The sequence below is a fragment of the Pseudocolwellia antarctica genome (genome assembly GCF_049933045.1).
Classification (GTDB): domain Bacteria; phylum Pseudomonadota; class Gammaproteobacteria; order Enterobacterales; family Alteromonadaceae; genus Pseudocolwellia.
In genome coordinates, this window is the sequence record NZ_CP187926.1 from 3,729,336 (window position 1) to 3,750,467 (window position 21,132).

General features: G+C 36.3%; 25 protein-coding genes. 9 read left to right on the plus strand and 16 right to left on the minus strand.

Annotated features, from left to right (window positions below; all coding sequences use genetic code 11):
* Positions 1 to 4 precede the first annotated feature (4 nt).
* The 9 genes from nagA to ACPUVN_RS16180 all read left to right on the plus strand — a co-directional run bounded on the left by nagA (position 5) and on the right by ACPUVN_RS16180 (position 8,036).
* Entirely contained in the window at positions 5 to 1,141 is a 1,137-nt protein-coding gene (nagA, locus tag ACPUVN_RS16140; RefSeq protein ID WP_426369451.1) for an N-acetylglucosamine-6-phosphate deacetylase, read from the plus strand.
* Between the two features lie 264 nt (positions 1,142 to 1,405).
* Positions 1,406 to 2,752: a sigma-54-dependent transcriptional regulator gene (locus tag ACPUVN_RS16145; protein ID WP_426369452.1), complete on the plus strand. Its 1,347-nt coding sequence runs from the start codon at positions 1,406 to 1,408 to the stop codon at positions 2,750 to 2,752.
* Between the two features lie 13 nt (positions 2,753 to 2,765).
* Entirely contained in the window at positions 2,766 to 2,987 is a 222-nt protein-coding gene (locus ACPUVN_RS16150) for a histidine kinase (RefSeq protein ID WP_426359285.1), read from the plus strand.
* 12 nt (positions 2,988 to 2,999) lie between these two features.
* Positions 3,000 to 4,478 (plus strand): sensor histidine kinase, encoded by a 1,479-nt coding sequence (locus ACPUVN_RS16155; protein ID WP_426359284.1) that lies wholly within the window; start codon positions 3,000 to 3,002, stop codon positions 4,476 to 4,478.
* A 9-nt stretch (positions 4,479 to 4,487) separates the two neighbouring features.
* On the plus strand, positions 4,488 to 4,940 hold the full coding sequence (locus tag ACPUVN_RS16160; protein WP_426359283.1) for a response regulator: 453 nt from the start codon (positions 4,488 to 4,490) through the stop codon (positions 4,938 to 4,940).
* Between the two features lie 43 nt (positions 4,941 to 4,983).
* Positions 4,984 to 7,035, plus strand: a complete 2,052-nt coding sequence (locus ACPUVN_RS16165) for an ATP-binding response regulator (protein ID WP_426369453.1) — start codon at positions 4,984 to 4,986, stop codon at positions 7,033 to 7,035.
* A 282-nt stretch (positions 7,036 to 7,317) separates the two neighbouring features.
* Positions 7,318 to 7,512, plus strand: coding sequence for a DUF1328 domain-containing protein (locus ACPUVN_RS16170; RefSeq protein WP_426359281.1), 195 nt, complete (start codon positions 7,318 to 7,320; stop codon positions 7,510 to 7,512).
* Positions 7,513 to 7,563: 51 nt separating this feature from the next.
* Complete coding sequence (locus ACPUVN_RS16175) at positions 7,564 to 7,740, plus strand: DUF1328 domain-containing protein (RefSeq protein ID WP_426359280.1); 177 nt, start codon at positions 7,564 to 7,566, stop codon at positions 7,738 to 7,740.
* Positions 7,741 to 7,787: 47 nt separating this feature from the next.
* Positions 7,788 to 8,036, plus strand: a complete 249-nt coding sequence (locus ACPUVN_RS16180; RefSeq protein WP_426359279.1) for a hypothetical protein — start codon at positions 7,788 to 7,790, stop codon at positions 8,034 to 8,036.
* A 61-nt stretch (positions 8,037 to 8,097) separates the two neighbouring features.
* Here ACPUVN_RS16180 and ACPUVN_RS16185 read toward each other — a convergent pair whose 3' ends face one another.
* The 16 genes from ACPUVN_RS16185 to ACPUVN_RS16260 form a co-directional block, all read right to left on the minus strand.
* Positions 8,098 to 8,607: a lipocalin family protein gene (locus tag ACPUVN_RS16185; protein ID WP_426369454.1), complete on the minus strand. Its 510-nt coding sequence runs from the start codon at positions 8,605 to 8,607 to the stop codon at positions 8,098 to 8,100.
* Between the two features lie 18 nt (positions 8,608 to 8,625).
* Positions 8,626 to 8,976 carry a DOPA 4,5-dioxygenase family protein gene (locus tag ACPUVN_RS16190; RefSeq protein WP_426369455.1) on the minus strand — a complete coding sequence of 117 codons (351 nt, stop codon included), beginning with the start codon at positions 8,974 to 8,976 and terminating at the stop codon, positions 8,626 to 8,628.
* A 145-nt stretch (positions 8,977 to 9,121) separates the two neighbouring features.
* The gene (locus ACPUVN_RS16195) at positions 9,122 to 9,502 is read right to left on the minus strand and encodes a hypothetical protein (protein ID WP_426369456.1); all 381 of its coding nucleotides are present in this window, start codon (positions 9,500 to 9,502) and stop codon (positions 9,122 to 9,124) included.
* 400 nt (positions 9,503 to 9,902) lie between these two features.
* Complete coding sequence (locus ACPUVN_RS16200; RefSeq protein ID WP_426369457.1) at positions 9,903 to 10,199, minus strand: hypothetical protein; 297 nt, start codon at positions 10,197 to 10,199, stop codon at positions 9,903 to 9,905.
* A gap of 1 nt (position 10,200) precedes the next feature.
* Positions 10,201 to 10,536 (minus strand): hypothetical protein, encoded by a 336-nt coding sequence (locus ACPUVN_RS16205; protein WP_426369458.1) that lies wholly within the window; start codon positions 10,534 to 10,536, stop codon positions 10,201 to 10,203.
* A gap of 148 nt (positions 10,537 to 10,684) precedes the next feature.
* Positions 10,685 to 11,143 (minus strand): DUF2846 domain-containing protein, encoded by a 459-nt coding sequence (locus tag ACPUVN_RS16210; protein ID WP_426369459.1) that lies wholly within the window; start codon positions 11,141 to 11,143, stop codon positions 10,685 to 10,687.
* 495 nt (positions 11,144 to 11,638) lie between these two features.
* Positions 11,639 to 11,884 carry a hypothetical protein gene (locus ACPUVN_RS16215; protein WP_426359274.1) on the minus strand — a complete coding sequence of 82 codons (246 nt, stop codon included), beginning with the start codon at positions 11,882 to 11,884 and terminating at the stop codon, positions 11,639 to 11,641.
* Position 11,885: 1 nt separating this feature from the next.
* Complete coding sequence (locus tag ACPUVN_RS16220; RefSeq protein ID WP_426359273.1) at positions 11,886 to 12,308, minus strand: hypothetical protein; 423 nt, start codon at positions 12,306 to 12,308, stop codon at positions 11,886 to 11,888.
* Positions 12,309 to 12,325: 17 nt separating this feature from the next.
* Positions 12,326 to 12,640 carry a DUF883 domain-containing protein gene (locus ACPUVN_RS16225; protein WP_426359272.1) on the minus strand — a complete coding sequence of 105 codons (315 nt, stop codon included), beginning with the start codon at positions 12,638 to 12,640 and terminating at the stop codon, positions 12,326 to 12,328.
* Positions 12,641 to 12,902: 262 nt separating this feature from the next.
* Positions 12,903 to 13,331, minus strand: coding sequence for a hemerythrin domain-containing protein (locus tag ACPUVN_RS16230; RefSeq protein ID WP_426369460.1), 429 nt, complete (start codon positions 13,329 to 13,331; stop codon positions 12,903 to 12,905).
* Positions 13,332 to 13,690: 359 nt separating this feature from the next.
* On the minus strand, positions 13,691 to 14,677 hold the full coding sequence (locus ACPUVN_RS16235) for a GGDEF domain-containing response regulator (RefSeq protein WP_426359270.1): 987 nt from the start codon (positions 14,675 to 14,677) through the stop codon (positions 13,691 to 13,693).
* A 153-nt stretch (positions 14,678 to 14,830) separates the two neighbouring features.
* Complete coding sequence (locus ACPUVN_RS16240; protein WP_426369461.1) at positions 14,831 to 15,382, minus strand: BON domain-containing protein; 552 nt, start codon at positions 15,380 to 15,382, stop codon at positions 14,831 to 14,833.
* Between the two features lie 294 nt (positions 15,383 to 15,676).
* The gene (locus tag ACPUVN_RS16245; RefSeq protein ID WP_426359268.1) at positions 15,677 to 18,106 is read right to left on the minus strand and encodes an efflux RND transporter permease subunit; all 2,430 of its coding nucleotides are present in this window, start codon (positions 18,104 to 18,106) and stop codon (positions 15,677 to 15,679) included.
* A gap of 2 nt (positions 18,107 to 18,108) precedes the next feature.
* Positions 18,109 to 18,972, minus strand: a complete 864-nt coding sequence (locus ACPUVN_RS16250) for an MlaA family lipoprotein (RefSeq protein WP_426359267.1) — start codon at positions 18,970 to 18,972, stop codon at positions 18,109 to 18,111.
* Between the two features lie 168 nt (positions 18,973 to 19,140).
* Positions 19,141 to 20,049, minus strand: coding sequence for a mechanosensitive ion channel family protein (locus ACPUVN_RS16255; RefSeq protein ID WP_426369462.1), 909 nt, complete (start codon positions 20,047 to 20,049; stop codon positions 19,141 to 19,143).
* Between the two features lie 264 nt (positions 20,050 to 20,313).
* Positions 20,314 to 21,114, minus strand: a complete 801-nt coding sequence (locus tag ACPUVN_RS16260) for a dual specificity protein phosphatase family protein (protein ID WP_426369463.1) — start codon at positions 21,112 to 21,114, stop codon at positions 20,314 to 20,316.
* Between the last annotated feature and the right edge of the window lie 18 nt (positions 21,115 to 21,132).

Sequence of the window (21,132 nt, forward strand, 5' to 3'; positions counted from 1 at the left end):
AAAAATGCGCTACTTTGCAAAACGTTTATTTGATGGATTAAACTTCAAAAGCAATCAAATCATTACCGTAAAAAATCATAAAATTGTTTCAATAGAACAAAGCTCACCTGACAATACTGATGAAGCTGACATTCTACTCTCAGGTTTAGTTGCTCCAGGTTTTATTGATGTGCAAGTTAACGGTGGTGGCGGTAAGTTATTTAATAATGAGCCGAGTTTAGACACGTTAAAAACCATGAGCCGTGCCCACCAAACCTTTGGCACCACAGCTATGCTGCCTACACTTATCACTGATAGTTTAGTCACTATGGAATTAGCTGCTAATGCCGTATCTTTAGCGTTAAAAAATAAAGTGCCTGGAATTATAGGCATTCATTTTGAAGGTCCGCATTTAAGTTCACCTAAAAAAGGCATTCACCCAGAATCTCATATTCGCCCAATATCAGAAAAAGAATTAGCCATATTTAAGCGTAAAGATTTAGGTGTGGTTTGTATCACATTAGCGCCAGAAAATGTTTCATGCGATGTTATAAAAGAATTGGTTAGCGCAGGCGTTAAAGTATGTTTAGGGCATTCAAATGCAAGTGTTGAACAAACCCTTGCTGCTATAGACACAGGATCGACAGGCTTCACTCATTTATATAATGCGATGTCACCACTCACTAGCCGTGCTGCTGGTATGGTAGGAGCCGCTTTACTCAGAGATGAAGCTTATTGTGGGCTTATTGTAGATCACGAACACGTTGATAAAGTGAGCTGCCAGCTAGCAATAAAATGCAAAACCAGCAAAAAGCTCATGTTAGTCACCGATGCTATGTCTCATGTCGGTAGTAACCAAACCTCATTAACGTTCGCGGGTATGGAAATTTCGAGAACAGGTAACAAATTAACGATTGAAGGCGGTCGCTTAGCAGGCTCAGCGTTAGACATGGCAACAGCAGTACGGAATACCGTAACTAACCTTGATACTCCGTTAGATCAAACCTTACAAATGGCGTCTTCAACTCCTGCCAAGTTTATTGAATTACATCATAACAAAGGTCAGTTGAGTGAAGGTTATGATGCAGATTGGGTGGTTTTAACGGATGACTTTCACGTTACACAAACCTATATTGGAGGCGAACAAGTCTTCAGTATTTAACCAGAGCTTTGTTTAATAAGAGCATCATCGGCGATATATTTTTACTATCATTGTGATCTAAAATGATTAAGCAAACGTATGGCATGTAATGTACGTTTTTTATTTCAAACCCTCATAGATAGTGAGGTTTCATCATAAATCATTTACAATTGTTCAAATCAAAATTTACAACGCATATTCAAGTTTTGTTATTCAAGTGCTTATAAATACAAACAAAAATGCTAACAACCCATGTTGCCTAAATAAAATGAGTGAAATATAAACGTGTTAAATATACTACTAGTTGATGATGACGAAGAATTTACCGATGTCGCTTGTCATATTATAGAATTTCTTGGTCACGACGTTTTAACAGCCAACTCTTTACAAGATGCTTATCAAGTTCTTGAGCACAACGAATTCGATCACATATTTTTAGACTTTATGCTTCCCGATGGCAGCGGTTTACATTTAATAGATCACATCAATAAACAAGAGAAAACGCCTTACATCACCCTAATTACTGGTCATCCTTTAGTTAAAGGTATGTTAACTAGCTTGTGTGGACCTAAAATAGGTTACATAGCTAAACCTCTACAACGCGAAGACTTAGAGCAAGCGTTAAACCAAAAAGCTAAACCTGCGGCAGGCAAAAAGAATAAAACTTCAATGCCAAATAAACATTTCGATTGTTTAATTGGCGAATCACCAGTCATGCAAGAGCTTTATACCATGATAGAGCGCGTAGCTCTTACTCAAGCCAATGTTATGTTGATGGGTGAAAGTGGCGTAGGTAAAGAAGTGGTTGCGCAAGCTATACATCAAGCCACCAACAAAGCTAACAATAGTCAGCATAAACTCGTTGCCACTAACTGTGGAGCTATGACTAAAGACTTAATTGTGAGTGAATTATTTGGTCATGAAAAAGGCGCATTTACAGGCGCTATCGCGAAAAAAGTTGGCGTGTTTGAACGCGCTGGCAACGGTACTTTATTTTTAGATGAAGTCACCGAAATGCCAATAGATATGCAACCTAACTTATTGCGAGTGCTTGAAAACAAAAAAGTAACACCTGTTGGTGGTATCAAAGAAGTTGACGTTAATTGTCGTGTAATATCAGCATCAAACCGTTCTGTAGCCGAAATAGCTGAGAAAAAATGTCTGCGTGAAGATATCTATTTCCGTCTTGCTGTTTTCCCAATTTCAATCCCAGCTCTGCGTGAACGTAAAGAAGATATTCCTTTATTAGCCAATACCTTTTTAAGCGAATTAAATGACGAATACGAACGTAATTACCAATGGGCTGCGGTACAGCTACAACGCTTAGTGGATTACGATTGGCCAGGTAATGTGCGTGAATTACGCCATACCATTCATCGCGCATTTATTATGTCGGATCCACAATCAACATCGATAGAATTACCAAAAGATTTCAGATCGCCTTTCTCATCGGTTTCAGACAAGAAACATAGCTTAGCGGCAGGTCAAACAATAGAAGACGTTGAAAAAGAGCTCATAAAAGTTACCCTTGCCGATGTTGATGGAAACAAATCATTAGCCGCAGAAATGTTAGGTATTAGCACCAAAACCCTTTACAACCGTCTGCATGCTTATGGCGAATTTAAAGAATAAACAGGTAATAAATATGAGTGCGACAGAAAACAATGAAAGTTCTACATCAAAAAACATCAATGAATTAATACACGATGCGCGCGCGCCGTTAAATAGAATATCTATGCAAGCTGAACTCATAAAGCTGGTTTTAGAAAATAATATGCCACCAGAAAAAGCGATAGAGGCAGCCACTAAAATCATTAATTCATGCCAAGAATGTAGTCAGTTCTTGGAACAAATTTCGAATAAATAAACGAGTCATTTAATGTCAACCATCGAACGATTATTCAATAATAAAAAAGTATCGTGGGCGTTAGTTTATATCATTATTACTGGGGTCATTTTTATCAATGTCAGCCTAGCAATCAATACCGTTGACGAATTAGCTAAAACACAAAAAGGCCTAACCAATACAGGTGAAGTGATTCTATCTCTCGACAAATTGCACATTCTTGTATTGTCTGCTGAAACAGGTCAACGCGGCTATTTGTTAACTGAAAATGAAGAATACTTAGCACCTTACCAAGAAGCTATCTCGTTAGTTATGAGCCAAATTAAAGAGGTTAAAAAACTACGTCTTGATATGGTTGGGCTTGAAAGCAAACAACAAGAGCTACTTAGTCTAGTTGAACAAAAACTCATAGAACTTAGTTATACCGTTGAATTGGCGTTAGGTGATGAAGAAAAAAGAGCCCTAAAAGCCATGATGACTGGGCGCGGAAAAAACTTCTACAATGAAATAAAACTGCATTTCGACGAGCTACAAGGTGCTGAAATAGAACACCGTAACCACCTCTATAAAAAACTAGCCCTTATTGAAAAAGAAGCCAAATTCACCTTCAGCATTTCAGCTATCACCAGCTTTTTATTATTACTTGGCTTATGGGTTTTAGTGCGCGTAAATAACAAAGCTGAACAGCAATATAAAGATTCTTTAGAAGCACAAAACCTAAAACTTCTTGATGAAGTAAAAGTAAGAACTAAAGAACTAACTCTTTATTCTGAAGAGCTTTCACGTAGTAACCGCGAGTTAGAAGACTTTGCTTTTGTTGCCTCTCATGATCTACAAGAGCCTTTAAGAAAGATCAGGGCTTTTGGTGACCGACTCATGACAACCTACGCTGCCGACATAGATCCAACAGGGCAAGACTACCTAAAACGTATGTACAATGCTGCCGAACGTATGTCTAACTTGATCAGCGATCTACTCGAGTATTCACGTATAAACACCCGTGGTAAAGAGTTTGTAGAAGTATCTCTCGATCAAGTATTAGTTGATGTGATTGGTGATTTAGAAGTTGCGGTAGAAGAAAGTTCAGCCGTTATTAGCGCTGATCCGTTACCTATAATTAATGGCGATGTTACACAGCTTAATCAACTCTTCTTAAACCTATTAAGTAATGCGATTAAATTTAGAAAAACCGACATAGCGCCTGTTATCAACATTAGTTACAGAGAAGAAATGGTTTTCGATACCGTACTCCAAACAGATAGTTTATGGTACGAAATTAAAGTTAAAGACAATGGCATAGGGTTTTCACAAGAATTTGAAGACAAAATATTTATCCCGTTTCAACGCTTACATGCACGCACTCAATACAAAGGTACAGGTATTGGTTTAGCGGTATGTAGACGTATAGTTGAGCGCCATGGTGGCGCAATTTCAGTAAAAAGTGAAACCGACTTAGGTTCTGAATTCATCATAAAAATTCCACATAATTTTATATATACAACAACTGGTTAAGGTAATTCAATGAACACAAATGCAATCACTATTTTAATAGCTGACGACGATGAAGACGACAGATTATTAACACAAGATGCCCTAACCGAAAGCCGCGTACTTAATACACTTTATTGTGTTGAAGACGGTGTAGAGCTACTTGAATATTTGAATCGCGAAGGTAAATATCAAGACAAAGCTAAGTCACCTCGACCTAACTTGATTTTGTTAGATTTAAACATGCCGCGTAAAGACGGTCGCGAAGCCCTTAAAGAAATTAAAGCAAACCCTGCGCTCAAAGGTATTCCTGTTGTTATTTTAACAACATCAAAGCAAGAAGAAGACAAAGTAAAAGGCTACAACCTAGGTGCAGCATCATATATCACCAAGCCAGTAAACTTTGAAGGCTTAGTCGATTTAATGAAAACCCTAGGAAAATATTGGATAGAGTTTGTTGAATTTCCAGACTCTGACGATAAATAACCTTAATTTAGATTAACCTCAGCCAAACGGTAATAATTAAGCTATGTCGAGTTCGATTAAAAGTGTTTTATTAGTAGAAGATGATGAAGACGATTACATACTTACTAGTGATTATCTTCAGCAAGTCTCTAACTATGAGTTTGATATTCAGTGGACCGATAGCTCTACTGAAGCACTTGAATTACTTAAGCAAAACAAACACGACATCTGCTTATTAGATTATCAACTTGGCTCAATTAATGGTTTAACCGTACTTAAACAAGCGATAAGTGAAGGCTGTGGCATACCCATTATTATGCTTACGGGACAGTCAGACAATCAACTCGATAACGATGCGTTAGATGCTGGTGCTGTTGATTATGTTGTAAAGTCAGAACTAAATACCAATCGATTCCATCGTGCGATTCGTTATGCCCTTTCTCGAAAAGAAATTGAAAATGAACGGTTAGAACGCATTAAAGCTGAAACCAGAAACCGCTCCAAAGATAAATTTGTTGCACACCTTAGCCATGAATTACGCACACCGTTAACCTCTATTTTAGGCTATACCGAGTTACTCTTATTTAATAAAGATAATATTCATATTCAATCTGAATTAAACACTATTTTAAGCAATGGCAAACATCTACTTGGGCTACTTAATAACGTATTAGACCTTTCTAAAATTGCTGCTGACAAACTAGAACTTAACTATGCAACGGTTGCTGTCGATAGCTTTATAGTCGACTTGTATGCCTTGTTATCTGTAGCAGCACAAGACAAAGGTATAAAGTTAAATATTAACGCTACAACACCTTTGCCTCTCAACATTAATGCTGATGAACTCAGGTTACGACAAGTTTTTATTAATCTGATCCATAACGCGATAAAGTTTACCGACAAAGGTGAAGTGACTGTTGATATTTGGTTAGACACAAATAACGAAAACCCACTTAACAACACATTACATTGCACTATTACAGACACTGGCATTGGCATACCCAAGCACTTACTCAACACTATATTTAAGCCTTTTGAGCAAGTGGAAGATATTGTTTCTCGTAACGAAGAAGGTGCAGGCTTAGGCTTAGCAATTTGTTGCGAATTATTAAAACAAATGAACGGCACAATCCGTGTAGAGTCTGAAGTAAACGTAGGCAGCAAGTTTACTATCAGCCTAGATTTAGGTGATTTATCCAATACCCGTATTGAGCAATTATCGTTTAATCACGTAAACGCCAGCCCTATGCTAGAAAGCCTGCCATCTTTAGCTGGTCATGTATTAATTGTTGACGATATAAAAGATATTAGAAACCTTATGGGCTTTATTTGTGCCTCGTTTGGTTTAGAAACATCTTTTGCTATAAATGGTGAACACGCCATGACCAAAATAGTTGAAGCTCAACAACAAGCTAATCAATTCTATGCTATTTTGATGGATATTCACATGCCTGTTTTAGATGGTAAGCGCACCATTTTACAGTTAAGAGAAATGGGCATTACTGCGCCAATTATAGCGGTTACTGCAGCAACCATGAAAGGTGTTCACAAAGAGCTTAAAAGTTTAGGTTTTAATGATGTAGTGGCGAAACCTGTCGATAAACACGGTTTGTATCAAGCCTTATCTCGTTGCTTAAACAAGCAAACCTTAGCTGAACTGACTACACAAGCCTCAGTACAAACGTCCGCATTATCTTCAATACAACCTTCAATACAACCATCAACACAGCCAACGCTAGCAACAACAGAAAGCGTAAGTGCTAAACACTTTCTTATTATTGAAGATGATAAAGACGCAGCACAAATAACCGCCCTACTGCTTAATAGCCTTAACATCGAAACAACCATAGCTCATAGCGCTGCAGAAGCTTTACCGCTTTTAACAAGCAATACACATAACGCCAGCAGCCCTGCTTATGATCGCATATTATTAGACATTAATTTACCTGATGCTAACGGATTAGAACTGTCTAAAGAGATACGTGAATTATCGCCAGCCAGTAAAATTACCATTATTAGTGGTAACGATATTTCGGCAAAGGTTTTAGTCGACTTCTCAATCGACCAAGCGCTATTAAAGCCTATTAACTTAAACATGCTGAAAAGCCTAGATTAGTCTGCTATTAATAACCATTTCTAAATAGCTCCGAGCTGAGATTAACTAATTCCTATTAAATTTATACCAAGCTGGATTAAAACCCTTATTTAATTCAGCTTACGTTATCCAACCGTGAAAATAATACACTTCCTCTTGTAAACTTTACTGTTACCTCATGCCACCTAAAAACCCATAAGACACAAATCCATTTAATAACAATAACTTACCTATTGGCACAACAATCGCATTATCTATAAGTAAGAACAACGCACTTAAGCAATAAATCAGAAAGGAGAACACATGTTAGTTTTTTCATTAACCTTTTTGGTTATAGCAGTTATTGCGAGCATATTCGGTTTTGGCGGAACAGTCGGAGCAGGAATCGCAACATTAATAGCAAAAGGCGTATTCTTTATTTTCATCGTATTATTAGCAATTTCATTAACGATAAATGCTATTAGATGTAAAGCCGACGAGGCAAGAATAAGTTATTAAGTTGAACTCTAGACACACATTATTTAACTATCAATTGAAAAGGAGAAACAGATGTTAGGTTGGGCATTTACTTTTTTTGTTATTGCTATCATTGCAGCCATATTAGGTTTTGGCGGAATAGCTGGAGCCGCAACAGGTATAGCAAAAGTTATATTTTTTATCTTCATCGTATTATTGGTTATTTCCTTAATTTCCAATGCCATACGAGGGAAAGCACCTAAGCCTTAATCGCTAAGTGCCACTTACAAACTAATTATTTTTAACGGAGTATTATTATGAATATTAACAAAAACAAGTCATTACTATTATTAACAATTGTTGCAGCTTTAGGTTTAGCAGCATGTAGTGAACCGAAAGAAGAAACTGCGGGTGAGAAAGTTGAACACGTAATTTCAGACGCAAAAGATGCAACATCTGATATTGGCGATTCAATTAAAGATTCTGCAACGGATGCAGGTAACGCAGTAGAAGATGCCTGTGAAAATATCAAAGATGGATTAGGTGCAAAAGACAAGGATTGTTAATTCACTAACTATCGCGAACATCAGTTCTGGACCTCCCCTTCCAGCGCTGATGTTCGCGCGTTTACTGCTCTACATAAATAAGCTTATCGGTATCAAAGCCTCGCGCTTTCGACATAGTTATAAACTTCTCAAGTACCTTGTTATCAACCGTTGGCGTTCTTGCTAACAACCATAAATATTCAGTGTCAGGTCCTGATACAAAAGCATATTGATAGTTTTCGTCTAATTCAAAAACAACATAAGAACCATAAAATGGACCAAAGAACGAAACCTTTAAATAGCCCTGAGCAGTGTCATTAACAAAATAAGCTTTGCCTTCCGCCTGATCCCACTGCTTATCCTCTTTAGAAAAGCCTCGATTAATTACCTTAACACCACCATCTTCTTTCAAACTGTATTCAGCCGATATTTGGCTTAAACCACGTTCAAAAGGATGGTCCAACCGAGCAATTTCGTACCATTTACCTAAATACTTGGGTAATTCAAAATCAGATACAGGCTTTACCGACTCAGGCATACCTAAGCAGCTACTTAAAAGAAAAACGCTAATAATTAATAAGATTTTATTCATAATATGCCTTATAAATATCTATAAAAATAAAGCTAAGTTTAGCTGTTTTTCCTCACCTAGCCAGTAAGCATAATCGGTATGATCTTTTAAGTTATCACCTGTTAAACCATGAATAAAAATAGTTAAGCCGTTTCGGTGTTCTTCAAGCCATGCAACAAACACATCAAAATCTTTAGCCGCAAAAATTATTTGGCAACTCCAACAAGGATGAGGACCTACAGGTTTTTCATGAAAACGCCCCACCTTTAAAGCAAAGTTTGTATTAATCGCATCACACAAGGCTTTCGCTTGCACAGCGGTTGTTGCATCAAAATAAACATGAGCATGATACGCATCGTGAATATTTACAGGAAGTTTGGCTTTTTTCATTTTAAGATACCAGGTTGGGTAATATTAAAGCGTCTGCATTAATTCAAGTGGAGCAGACTTTTTTATTGAGTTAAAAGTTAAATCCACACAAATTACACTAAAGTCGAATTTGTCTGTTTGAGTGTTGTTAGCGTTATCATTTAAATCACCTAATTTGTAATTTTAATATGCTATTACTTTTGCCGTCAGGGATCCCATCTATATATGTTATCTCCAAAGTATTTTGACTTGGATTTAGGTAGACATGGGTAACTATTTTTGATGACTCTAACGAATCACCAAAAACCATTGCTGTTTTACTATTTGAGCAATTATCAAATATAGGTTTACTATCGTATAATTCTAGAATTTCAGTTTTATCGCTCCAGCCTGAAACCCTATAAACTAAGTAATATGTTTTATTTTTAATAACAATTGAATCAATTATACTCACTGAATCAACTGTAATAGAGCAGGAATCTCCCTTATCTAGTTCAGAGCAAGAGAGAGTAAATAACATACAAAAAATAATAAATATTCTTTTCATAACAACACCTAGTTTTACACATTCCATATATCAAGCCATTAGGCTCTATACTAAAAAGCATTAGTCACACCAGATATGAGAAAAATTTTTCTTCCCAATATAAGCTTAAATTATAAATAGCTCCATAGCATTAATTGTAACTATTTTAGAAGTTTTATAAATAGTCGCATCTATTTCAAATAGACTGTTGAGGTTTTTCATTTTAAAGTATTAGGTTGAGTAACATTAAAGCCAAATATTTAGTATTCTTTGATAATACATCGTTTAATAAGCTTAACGTAACTACTCTAATTTTTAAGTGGGATAATCTGGGCATTTCAACCTCCTCATTTTAATGAGGAGGTGCTCTTTAAGGCGAAGGAAGATCATTTCCTGACTTTAACAGCTTATTATATTTCTATTATGTACAGTTGGTTGATTCTATTGCATATTCAACAGTGTGACCAAATAAGTATTGGTTGGCAATATATGTATTCACTTGTTGTTCACACCATTGTAGTGCATCGCCTTTGCTTTCGTAACCTTTACCACCAGCATTCCAGCATTGTTCTAAATCATTAGAGCGATCTGCGGCGAACAAAGCTTTAGAGCTCGTTATTTTGCAAGATGAGTATGTAGATTTAGATGAACCGTCATCGTTGCTGCCGCCACATGCAGTTAAAGCAAATATAGCTGTTAAGATTAATGATTTTCTCATGTTATTCGCCTTGCATAAATTGATTAGTAAATAATTCAGTGATCACTACTCGAGACTTGCAAGGGACTTCAAAGTACTCATGATCATTGTTCTTAATTTGAAGTTCAAGGTTGTCATAACCTGAACACTCAAATTGAACTCCAGACGCAGGAGTTAAATTGAAATTTTGACCATAAAGGTCAATTTCAATTTTTTCATTTGAAAGGTTTTGTATTGATAAAGTCGAGAATTCAGTTTTATAAACTTCGACATTTTCTACAGGCGAACTGTATTCGCTTGCGATTACAGCTGTGGATAATAGAGTTAACATTAGGGCTGCTTTACTACTAAGTTTCATTATAATTCCTGTTTGATAGTGAAACGAATTTTTTCGTACTAAAAGTACAAAAAAAAACATAAACGCAAAATAATAGGCTTTATTGCTGGCTGATAATGTTAAGGAACAAAACAGCCAGCTGTAAAGCTTATGTTAATTTTCTTGTATGCTATGAACTACACTTACCTTTTATGGCCATGTCTAATTTTGATACTTTTTTCTTTCCTTTATTTTCATCAACTAACTCAACACCTGCACCACCAACAAAAACCCCCATTTTAATATATTGACTCACGAAGTAGTTTTTACCACTTTCTGTATTAATAATTAAATCATTTGCCGAAAATTCTGATTCTGTTGAGATCTTATGCTCACTATCACCACTTACTTCCTCATAAAAAAACATGTTAGGTGCTGTTTCACCTACACATTTATCGTCTAGCCATATATCTTTCTTTAAAGCTCCACCAAAACTACCTGATCTATAAACATATATACCAGACTTCCCTTCGGATGGTGAATTATACTGTTTTGCTAATTCACTTTTTTCTTTAGATTCCATTGGTACACTTGTACACCCTGTAATTAGTGATGCTGTAACTGCGATCGTTAGTAAAACTTTATTCATTGTTTTCCCTTTTTATATTCATGAGCTTCAACTACTCATTTGTTTTTTATTGGTTTGAAATAGATGAGATTTAAAATGCATAACAACTTATTAAAAAGATTAAATCCGCCTTTCTATAAAGGTCGATAATCATCTTTAATTAATAATTGGCATCGACATTACGCGATCATTATTTATAAATCAATAAGTTAAAAATATAAGTTTGGCTATTTAAGGTGTAAAAAGAGGGTGCGATTATGCTTTCTTATAGAAAAAGAGGTTAAGCATCGCTGAATATACTAAGCCTAGAAACAGTATCAATTAAAGTATATATCGCATGGTATTAAGGTTTGTAGATTGCTTTTGTTGCTTAAGTTTGAATGGTGCAAGCTAATAGTTATAAAGTTAAATTCATAACTGAATTAAGTAGGTTTTTTTAGTGTAGTTAAATTTTATTTATTGGGGCTGTTGTTGAAGGTGTTTCACTGAGTAAAAAAAGATAAAAGCAATAACACCTTACAACTTCATTAAAATTTGCATTAAACCAGGCAATGCTGATTTAGATGAAGTGCTTGGTTGGCTTACCATTCCTTTGGCAAAACCTGCGCCGAAAGACGCCATGATACCTTCTTTAGAAGCAAGTAAGGTGTTGATGTTGGCTTTAACCACCTTGCTTGTATGATTATCGAAGGCGCAAGCGGCGGTATAAATTTGTTGTGCGTTTTGAGCGGCTTTTATTTCGTCTTCAATAATAAACTTCATACTATTCTCCTTCTACAATTTGTGCGACGGTTGAGTGAAATCCTACTAAATCCCATATTTTTTTAAGTTGGCTAAACAGCCACAAACCTAAAGAAATATTGATGATCAGTAATAAAATTATCGACAAACTTAACGATTGAATTAAGTGATATACGATTAACCCGACGCCTATATTTAACAGTATCCATACTACGGCGGCGATAACGACTAAGGTTAAGCTAATAGCAAACGAAAGTAAGATAGCGCTGAGGCTAAGTTTAGCCTCAGCAGCTATTAGGTTTTTAGACGCGATCAGCCTGGCGATTTTACTTCCAAATAACGCCTCAATACTTTCGTAGGTTTTCTTGAACGATGCTGCTGGTACGTCTAGCTCGTTATCATGAGGTTGTTTTTCAAACGTGTTATTTTGCTCTGAAGTGTCCATGCTAATCTACGCCTCGATTATTTTCTTTTTAGAAGAGATGAAACCAGCATACCTACAGTAAATGCGATACCTGCGGTTGCTACAGGGTTTTCTACGGCATATTTTTTAACAGATGACTTATTCCATTTGTCTTCCATTTCGCTTTGCTTTTGCGCCAGCGTTTCTGAGCTACTTTGTGCAGTTTCACGGATGGTTTGTTCCGCTTTACCTGCTTTGCCCGCTAATGTGTCTACAGAGTTGTGTAACGTGCCTTGTAACTTATCAGTAACTGGGTGCTCTTCTTGGATAGTATTTTCTAAGTCAGCTTTAGTTGCTTGTTTTGACTGTGCCATGTTGATTTTCCTTTTCAGTTATTGAAATATACAATTTTCATTGCGATTACGTTATTTTCGTACTTATAACGTTGTCTCATACTTAGTGTTGCAACTATCAAACCAGTTATTTTATATAACCATATCAGTCACTTGTGAATGTAGTGTTTATTGGGTTGTAGAAAGGTATGTAAATATTGCAAGGTATATTGAAAGTTTTGCAAAAAAAAGCGCCCGTTAAGAGCGCTAGTGTTTATTCAAAATGGTGATGTAACTATTGGCGTTATGAAGCAATTTCGGTGAGGTAGTTATCAGCCATTTTGTTCTTATCTTTTTCGGTAAGTGCTTTACCTGCCTGCTGAAAGAATTCGTGTTCTTCTTCCGCTAGGTGATGATCTACTTTATGAGCGAGCTTTTTAAATGTAGCTAACCATTGTGGTGAACTCATTTCGAGATCATCTAATTCGGCTATGTATTTGTCGATTTGATGATGCTCAGCAACACCATGACGAGAAAGCCCAACTGTGTTGTCTAGTTGTATCAAGGGCGCATAGAAGTAGCGTTCTTCTGCTACGGCATGGGTTTCAAGTTCGGCTTTTAGTTGTTGATAGTATTCGTTTCTAACGTCTGACTTGCCGTGGGTGTTTAATAGCAGATTGATCAATGCTCTTTGTTTGTCATGATCGTTTCGTAATGCTTCAAATATTTTCATCTTTATCTCCTAAAGTTAATGAACTAACTCGATATAGATTAAGGTTCTAATACCTTATAAATGTGAGGTTTTCTTTGAAAATTTAAGGGATGAATACCCTTTGATATATACCAATCAAAATAACTTACAAAACCCATTATCTCGAGTTCAGGTTAACTAGTTGGTCATTTATACTGACTTAAATGACCAACTGCCTTGTTATTTATTTTCGCTGTACCAACAGTAACATTGACTGATTGTAGCTGGTGCGATTGGTGTGCTTCTTTTATTCATCTTTTTAAAAATGAATAAAAGCTGATTAACGTATGATTTCATCATCTGATACCTCTGATTTTATAAAAACCAATTCAAGATGTGTATTAACAGCAGTATTGGTTACGACCGTTTTTCTTCGCTTGATATAATTTAGAATCCGCTGCTTGTAGTAGTTCTGTCGAACTGAAGTCAACTTTATTCTTATAAGTTGGTGAGTAAGATGTTACGCCTGCACTGATAGTAACGTTGCTATGGCTAGCTTTAGATGCATGCGGTATGTTTAAGCTATTAATAGCATTAACCACATCTTTGGCTATTTTCTTAGCGCCAGCAGCGTCTGTAAAAGGCAATAAAATAACAAATTCTTCACCACCAAATCGGGCAACAAGATCTTGAGAACGATAGTTAGATCTTGATAGGATTTGAGCAATTAATGTTAAACACTCGTCACCTTTTACATGACCAAACTCGTCGTTATAAAGTTTAAAATGGTCAATGTCTATCATGATAAGAGAGATTGTACTCTCACCTCTTATCGCTGTTGTCCAATCTTGTTTAAGCTGAAGATCAAAACACATTCTGTTAGCAATACCCGTTAAAGAATCAGTTTTTGAAACGTGTTCAAGCTCGTTACTGCGTTGAATCAGCTTCATTTGATTTTTTACACGGTTGAATAGAATGTTACTTTGGGTGTCGCGCGAAATATAATCTATTGCGCCTAATTCAATAGCTTGTTCTTCTTCAAGTTCGTTGTAGTGATCACTCACGAACATTACTTGAATGTCTTTCGTTGTAATATGCTGCTTAACAAATTTACAAACATCTAACCCAGACATATCAGGTAAGTTCACAGCAGATAGAACAAGATCGATGTTCTCGTCTAATACTAGCTTTAATGCTGTGATGGCATCGTGAGCAATTTTAATCGAATAATCATGTTTAAAAATATCAACCCAATGAGCTAATTGGCTGTCGTGTTCGTGTACAAGTAAAATGGTTAAGTTTTCTTTTACACGCGTCACTAAATGAAGATTGTTTTTAGCTGAGGCCAAATGATGTACTTTGTTTTTAGCCTCCTTTCTGATCTTCATCCCATATTCTCCAATTATCCATAATGTTATTGAGCTTTTAAGTTTAACGAGTGATTAATTAATCAACACCTATGTATAGACGTGAATCACAACATTTGCCAGATAAAAGCACACATTTATGTGCTTTTTTTTTAACCAGGCTAATTAATCCGATTAACTTAATGCGACTTCTAATTTATTTACCACTGACTTAACGTCTTTAGTATTGTTAGCTATGGCAACGGCTAATTGTTTTGCGCTGTCTGAGCCAACTTTACCTGTTAGGGTTACTACACCAGCATTCACTTCTACTTCGATGTTGGTACCACTAACTTCTGATTCCAATAAAAGCTTAGCTTTAACAACCGCTTCTACTTTTGAGTCAGTTAAGGTAGCCACTATTGTGCTATCTTCTGGCTCTTTATCGTTAAGGACAGTAAGTTTGTTCTCTACCGATTTAACGCCTTCTAAACTTTGCACTAATTCAGCAGCTAAGGCTTTGTCTACTTTACTATCGACCTTACCTGTAAGAATAACGACGCCGTCTTTGACATCTGTGTTTATATCAAAAGAATTTAGATTTCCGTTAAATAGCAAAGTGCTTTCGGCTTTGCCGTCTAACCATGCATCTTTAGATTTATCTTCCCAAGTGTTGTCTGCATAAACCGCAGATGAACCAAGAGTTAATAACGTTAACGTAACAATAGAACGAATTGAGTTGTTCATAGTAATCTCCTTTTAATTAATTCACTTTAACTAATGCCACTTCCGTGCCACAAGCTAAAATACTGATTTTAAAGGGACATTTAGATTCACTTCAATTCTACTCTGCTTATATCTGTATTTTTTTACATGCTGTTATGTAAAAATTACACAGCGATTACAGCGTTATTCATTGCTATTTTATTTCCGTTTGATAAATACAAACACTAAAAAACATAAACGCCATTGTCACTACAACAATGGCGTTAATAAAGATCACTTTTGTTAAGAATTATTTCATATGTTTCTAGATGTAGCTTAAGCCTCTTTAATAGCTGGTGCTTGATAAGACGTTTTTGCAGAACTATTCAAATACCTTTTTAACATAACTGGCAAAATAGTAATGTCGGTTATTAAGGCGACAAGCATAGCGATACTGGTGAGTAAGCCAAACAACATGCTAGGTACAAAGTTTGAAAAAATAAGCGAACCAAAGCCAACAACAATAATCGTGGTGGTATACATTAAGGCGTAACCTACTGACACATTTGTTGTTAATACAAGGTCGGTTTTATCGTCATTATCACTATTTTTTAACTCACCTAAGTAACGATGTACGTAATGTATTGTATCGTCCATGGATATTCCCATAGCAACAGCGGCGATGGTTATTGTCATTAAATCGAGAGGTATCGCAAAAATCCCCATTACTCCCATAATAATTGCGGTGGTAATAAAGTTAGGCACTAAAGCGATAAGCGCGACTTTGATTGACGAGAAGATGATCATTAAGGTTATCGCCATGGCGCTATACACTATCGCTAAGGTTAATATTTGCGAGTCCACCAAGCGCGACAATATGTCTTCGTACAATATAAATAAGCTAGTGAGTGTGTATTCTTCTTTCTCTATACCTAACTCTGCTAGGTTTTGATGAATTGCAGTTAATAGCTCAGCACGGTTTAGCCCTTCAGTGCTGTCTTGTATGCGTACTGAAATGCGCGCTTGGTTATCTTTCTCAGAGAAATAAGCGCCGAATAAATCTTTTTGTAAATCAGGCGACAAGCTTTTATAGAGCAAGGTAAGTTCGTATTCGGTTAAAGGCTTACCGTTAACTACCTGGGCGATTTTAGTAAAATCTGCCAACGAGGTAATTGACCCAACAGCTTTTTGCTCGGCAAGCATGTTTTGAATGCTAGTAACTGTTTGAACCGCTGCCGCTGAGATAACGAGATCAGTTTCTCTTTCATCTTCTGGAATGGTGTATAAAACATCTAACGGGGTTGAACCACCAAACTGTTGATCAATAAAAGTAAGCTCTTTACGAACATCTGTCGACTCATCAAAGTAATTTAAAAAGCTGTTTTCTGCTGTTAATAACAAACAACCGCCTAAACCAATCGCCGTTAATAAAATGGATCCAATAACTAAACGTTTAGGTTTTTGGTTAACGGTTTTAGCGCACCACGACATGCCACGCTCAATGCCTTTATGTTGCGCTACATAAGATTGTTTATTAAAAAAGGCGAGTAGCAATGCAGGGAAAAATAACAAGCTCACTAAAAAACTCACCAGCATAGCCACAACCATCATCCAACCAAAACTAATAACGGGTTGAACACCACTAAATATAAGTGAACCAAAACCTATTGTGGTTGTTAAGCCTGCATAAAAACACGGACGAACCTTTTGTTTAATGGTTTCAATCACAAGTTTTTTATGAGACCAGTCTTGATGCTTAGTCACTAACTCTTGGTAGTGAACAATCAGATGAATGATCATCGCCAGCGATAAAATAATTTGCAGAGCAAAAACATTGGCTGAGATCACCGTAACTTTAAACGCTAAGGCAGTTAATAAACCTACAGTAATAATGACACTTGTGGCACAACATACAATAGGTAACAGCACCCAGCTTGTACGACGAAATAAGTACGCGAGAATAATAATAACTAAGGCAAAAATAGCGGTGCCGAATAGTAATAAATCATTCTTTATAATTTTGATCAGCTCGTAAGTGAGTAAGTTATTGCCACCGAGATAAAACTCGCCATTGGCTTGGTAAGGTTTTAATACTTTTCGTATTTCTTCAATTTCATTAATGCGTTTTGTTTCTAGCTTTTTATTGGCTAGCGCCCTTTTGTCTTTTAACGTATTTAGCTGTGTACGTTCTTTTTCAGTGAGTTCGCGTGTTAACAAATGCTTTTTAATATTGATGATTTGGTTATTTAACTCAACCAGCTCAGGTTCACTGTTAAAAATAACTTGTAGCGATAAGGCTGTTTGCGCTTTGTTAATTAACAAATCTTCGTACAAAGGATGGTTCTTCAAACTCAATAACAGTTGGTTTTTAGGAAACTTTTGTTCTTCCCTCGTAAGTTTTTCAATGTCGGTAGAAAAGGTTTTAGCTGCAGAGAAGATTGGAACATTCACAATACTATTTACTTTTTTAACACGAGCAATAGTAGAGATCTCTTTACCAATATTTGACACCGTATTTAACGTGGCTTCGTCAAACACACTGTCTGTTTTTGGTTGATAAGCAATAAGAATGAACTCTTCTGAGCCATAACGCTGATCAGCTAACTGAGTTAAAATAAAATGCTTGTTGTCGTCTACCAGCAAGGTATCTGCAGAAGCGTTAATTTCGAAGTTTCGAGCCTGCCATGCTAACGCCACTGTGATAATGCTAAATAAAACACACAGTGTATAAGCCAAGGCTTTAAAGTTAAGTTTATATTTAGGCATAATTACTCTTCTGCTTGTTTAGGCGTGAAGGCTTCTTGGCGCTTAGCGTTTCCGTCGCGCTGCAAATTTTGCATGTAGAGGTTTCTAACAAATTCGTATTTGTTTTCTACATCGCCAAGCACTTTAGGATAATTAGATAACACAGGTACTTGCGATTGGGCTGCATCAATAATCAATAAGTGCTGAGCTGCGCTTTCGTCGTTAATAAAATTAAGTGGATGAGCAAAGTAGTTAAAAGCCAATGAACCCGTATCACGAAAATCTGACGGACCTAGCAAAGGTAAAACAAGATAAGCACCATGACCTACCCCATAAGACTGCAAGGTATTACCGAAGGTGGTTTTGTTTCTTTCAATTTCCATTAAGCCGTCAGCGGCATCAAATAAGCCTGCTAAACCTACGGTGCTGTTAACCACAACACGCTTTACGCTTTCCCAACTTTCATTGAAGTTACCCTGTAATAAATGATTCAAGGCATAAAGTGGCTCGCGTAAATTGTAAAAGAAGTTGGAGATAGCTTCGGCAACCGCTTCTGGCATTATTTTTTTATAGCCTGCCGCTAACGGACTGAATACATACGTGTATGCCGTGTCGTTAAAGGAAAAGATAGGTTCGTTGATAAACCGAAGTGGATCTTCTGGTGCAACGTAACTAACAACACTCGGTTGATTCATTACATCCGTTTCGTAAGGTCCTTTTTGAGGCGCTACTTGTTGAGCGGTTGCACCAGCTTGTTCGAGCTGATCATTTTGTGACGAGGGCGTAGATGAACATGCCGATAATACCGTAAAGCTGAGTGCTACAAATACGTAAGTCAGCTTTTGAGTGATAGCCGTTATAAGATTATTTTTATGAGTTTTTAACATATTAACCTCTTGTATTTTTATCTCTTTTTATTGAACGCCATCTCCCTTTATTTAAGGGGTATGTTTAAGTGATTAATCACCTAACATGCTTTATCAGATAACACCTGATGAGCATGAAGGGAGCCTTAGCGTACGTTTATAGTTGATTATTTAGTTTATTAATATGATCTACTTTGTGGCTTTGGTTTGTTCGGCTAATACATCGCCAAGCTCTTTACCGCCCTTCGCACCAAAATCGAGTGTTCTAATAGGAAATGGAATTAAGATATCTGCTGCTTCTAAAGATTTTTTAATACGCGTGATGGCTTCATGTCTAGCGACCATAAAACCAGGTTCTCCTGGGTAATCAATCCAAAACCAAACCAGTAAGTTAATACCACTATCGCCAAAGCTTTCAGCAAATACGCTGGTTTCTTCTGGCTTTATAACAAAGTCACAATCTTTAATGGCATTAACAATAACTCCGCTTGCGTGATCAGGGTCATCAGCATAAGAAATGGAAACAGGTACTTCGACTTTTCTCACGCCCATAATAGAAAAGTTGGTCAGAATATTTCGGAATAATATTTTATTGGGGATAATTTCTATCTGACCTGAAAAGGTTTCAACTAAGGTGTTTCTTAAGTTGATCATTTTAACAGAGCCAAACACGTGATCAGCTTGAATAACATCGCCTGTTTTAAAGGGTTTGCGAATGCCCATAAAGATACCTGCAATAAGATTTTCCGTCATGTCTTGAAAAGCAAAACCAATCGCAAGCCCAATAATACCAGCACCCGCAAGCAATGAGGTTACCGTACCTTTTAAGCCCATAAAGTCTAAACAGATGAATATACCCACCATGATCAGAGCGGTTTTCAAAATAGCTGCAATTAGGTCTGCAATTTGTACTGAGTCGAAAGCTTTTCTCAAGCCCTTTTGTAATACCTTACCAACAATGCCGACAAAGAAAGAGAAGAAAATAATAAAGACGATAGCAACAATAAGGTTAGGTATGTGCTGCACGGCGGTTTCTAACCAATTGATGAGCTTATCTCTAATAAGCTCCCAATATTTATCTACATTCAAAAGATCCATTATCATTCCTACATTCAGTATTATTTTTATGTGCGTATGTACAAAGTAGAGCAACATTCGCGCCTAAACTTAATACATTGATAAACAATGAATTTATTTGTGGTGAGGTAAATAATTTAAAATTGGAGAGTAATTTTTACAAAGAAATTGTTAATTATTCACTATACCTTTTGGGTAAATGAATAATTAACTGACTTGAGAGTCTTTATTAATTTTTGGAACTGCTTAAATGATTTGGTTTACATACTTAGGGCAGCCTTTTAGTTACATTCCATTAGCATACTGAGGCTTCCATTTAGCTTCTCGTATGACTGCGCTCATAGCAAGTTTAGATGTTGGATAAGCGTATAACTCATGTGTTCGACGATACTCAACTAATTCATTTATATGCTCTGAGTACATATTTGCTTGTGGACGAATAGTCTGTATTTTTTGCAATGCGCCAGCAACAGTAAGTTGCGGGTATTTAATCAGTAAATAAGCCGCAGCTACAAATACTGAACTCTCAGTACCCAAACCACATTGCACAATAACCTTATGACCTTGGTTAATATGTTCATCAATCCAAAATAAGGTTCTTTGTAGTGAATCAATATCTGGAGTTTTCTGAGCTAATGTTGGCGTATTTAAGTAAGCCAATTTTAACCTTGGAGCCTGCCAATTTAGGCTGCTAGATTCTGCTGTCATATCAACAATAGCGTATGTGATTTTTTCATCTGTAGCATTTAAGTCTCTAGCTTTTAGATCATCAATATTTAAACGCGAGGCAATAAAAAAACCTTTATCTATTTGTTGTACTTTGTCTGTTTTATCAAAGTATTGAGCAATCAAGTTATGCAAATAGTTAACTGAAATAAAAGGTAAAAGTAATAGATTGATATGCAGTGGTATTTCACCATGACTACTTTTGTTAAACACATTCGGCTGTTTGATAAGATAAGCGGATGTAACCACTAAAAATGATGAGCAGGACCAATAAAAGATAAAAGACGTTACAGAGCTAGTGTAATAACCCAATAAACCTAAAACGATAGCCGATATAAAATAATAGAAGTGAATAACCATAAGGATTTCTCTTTATTT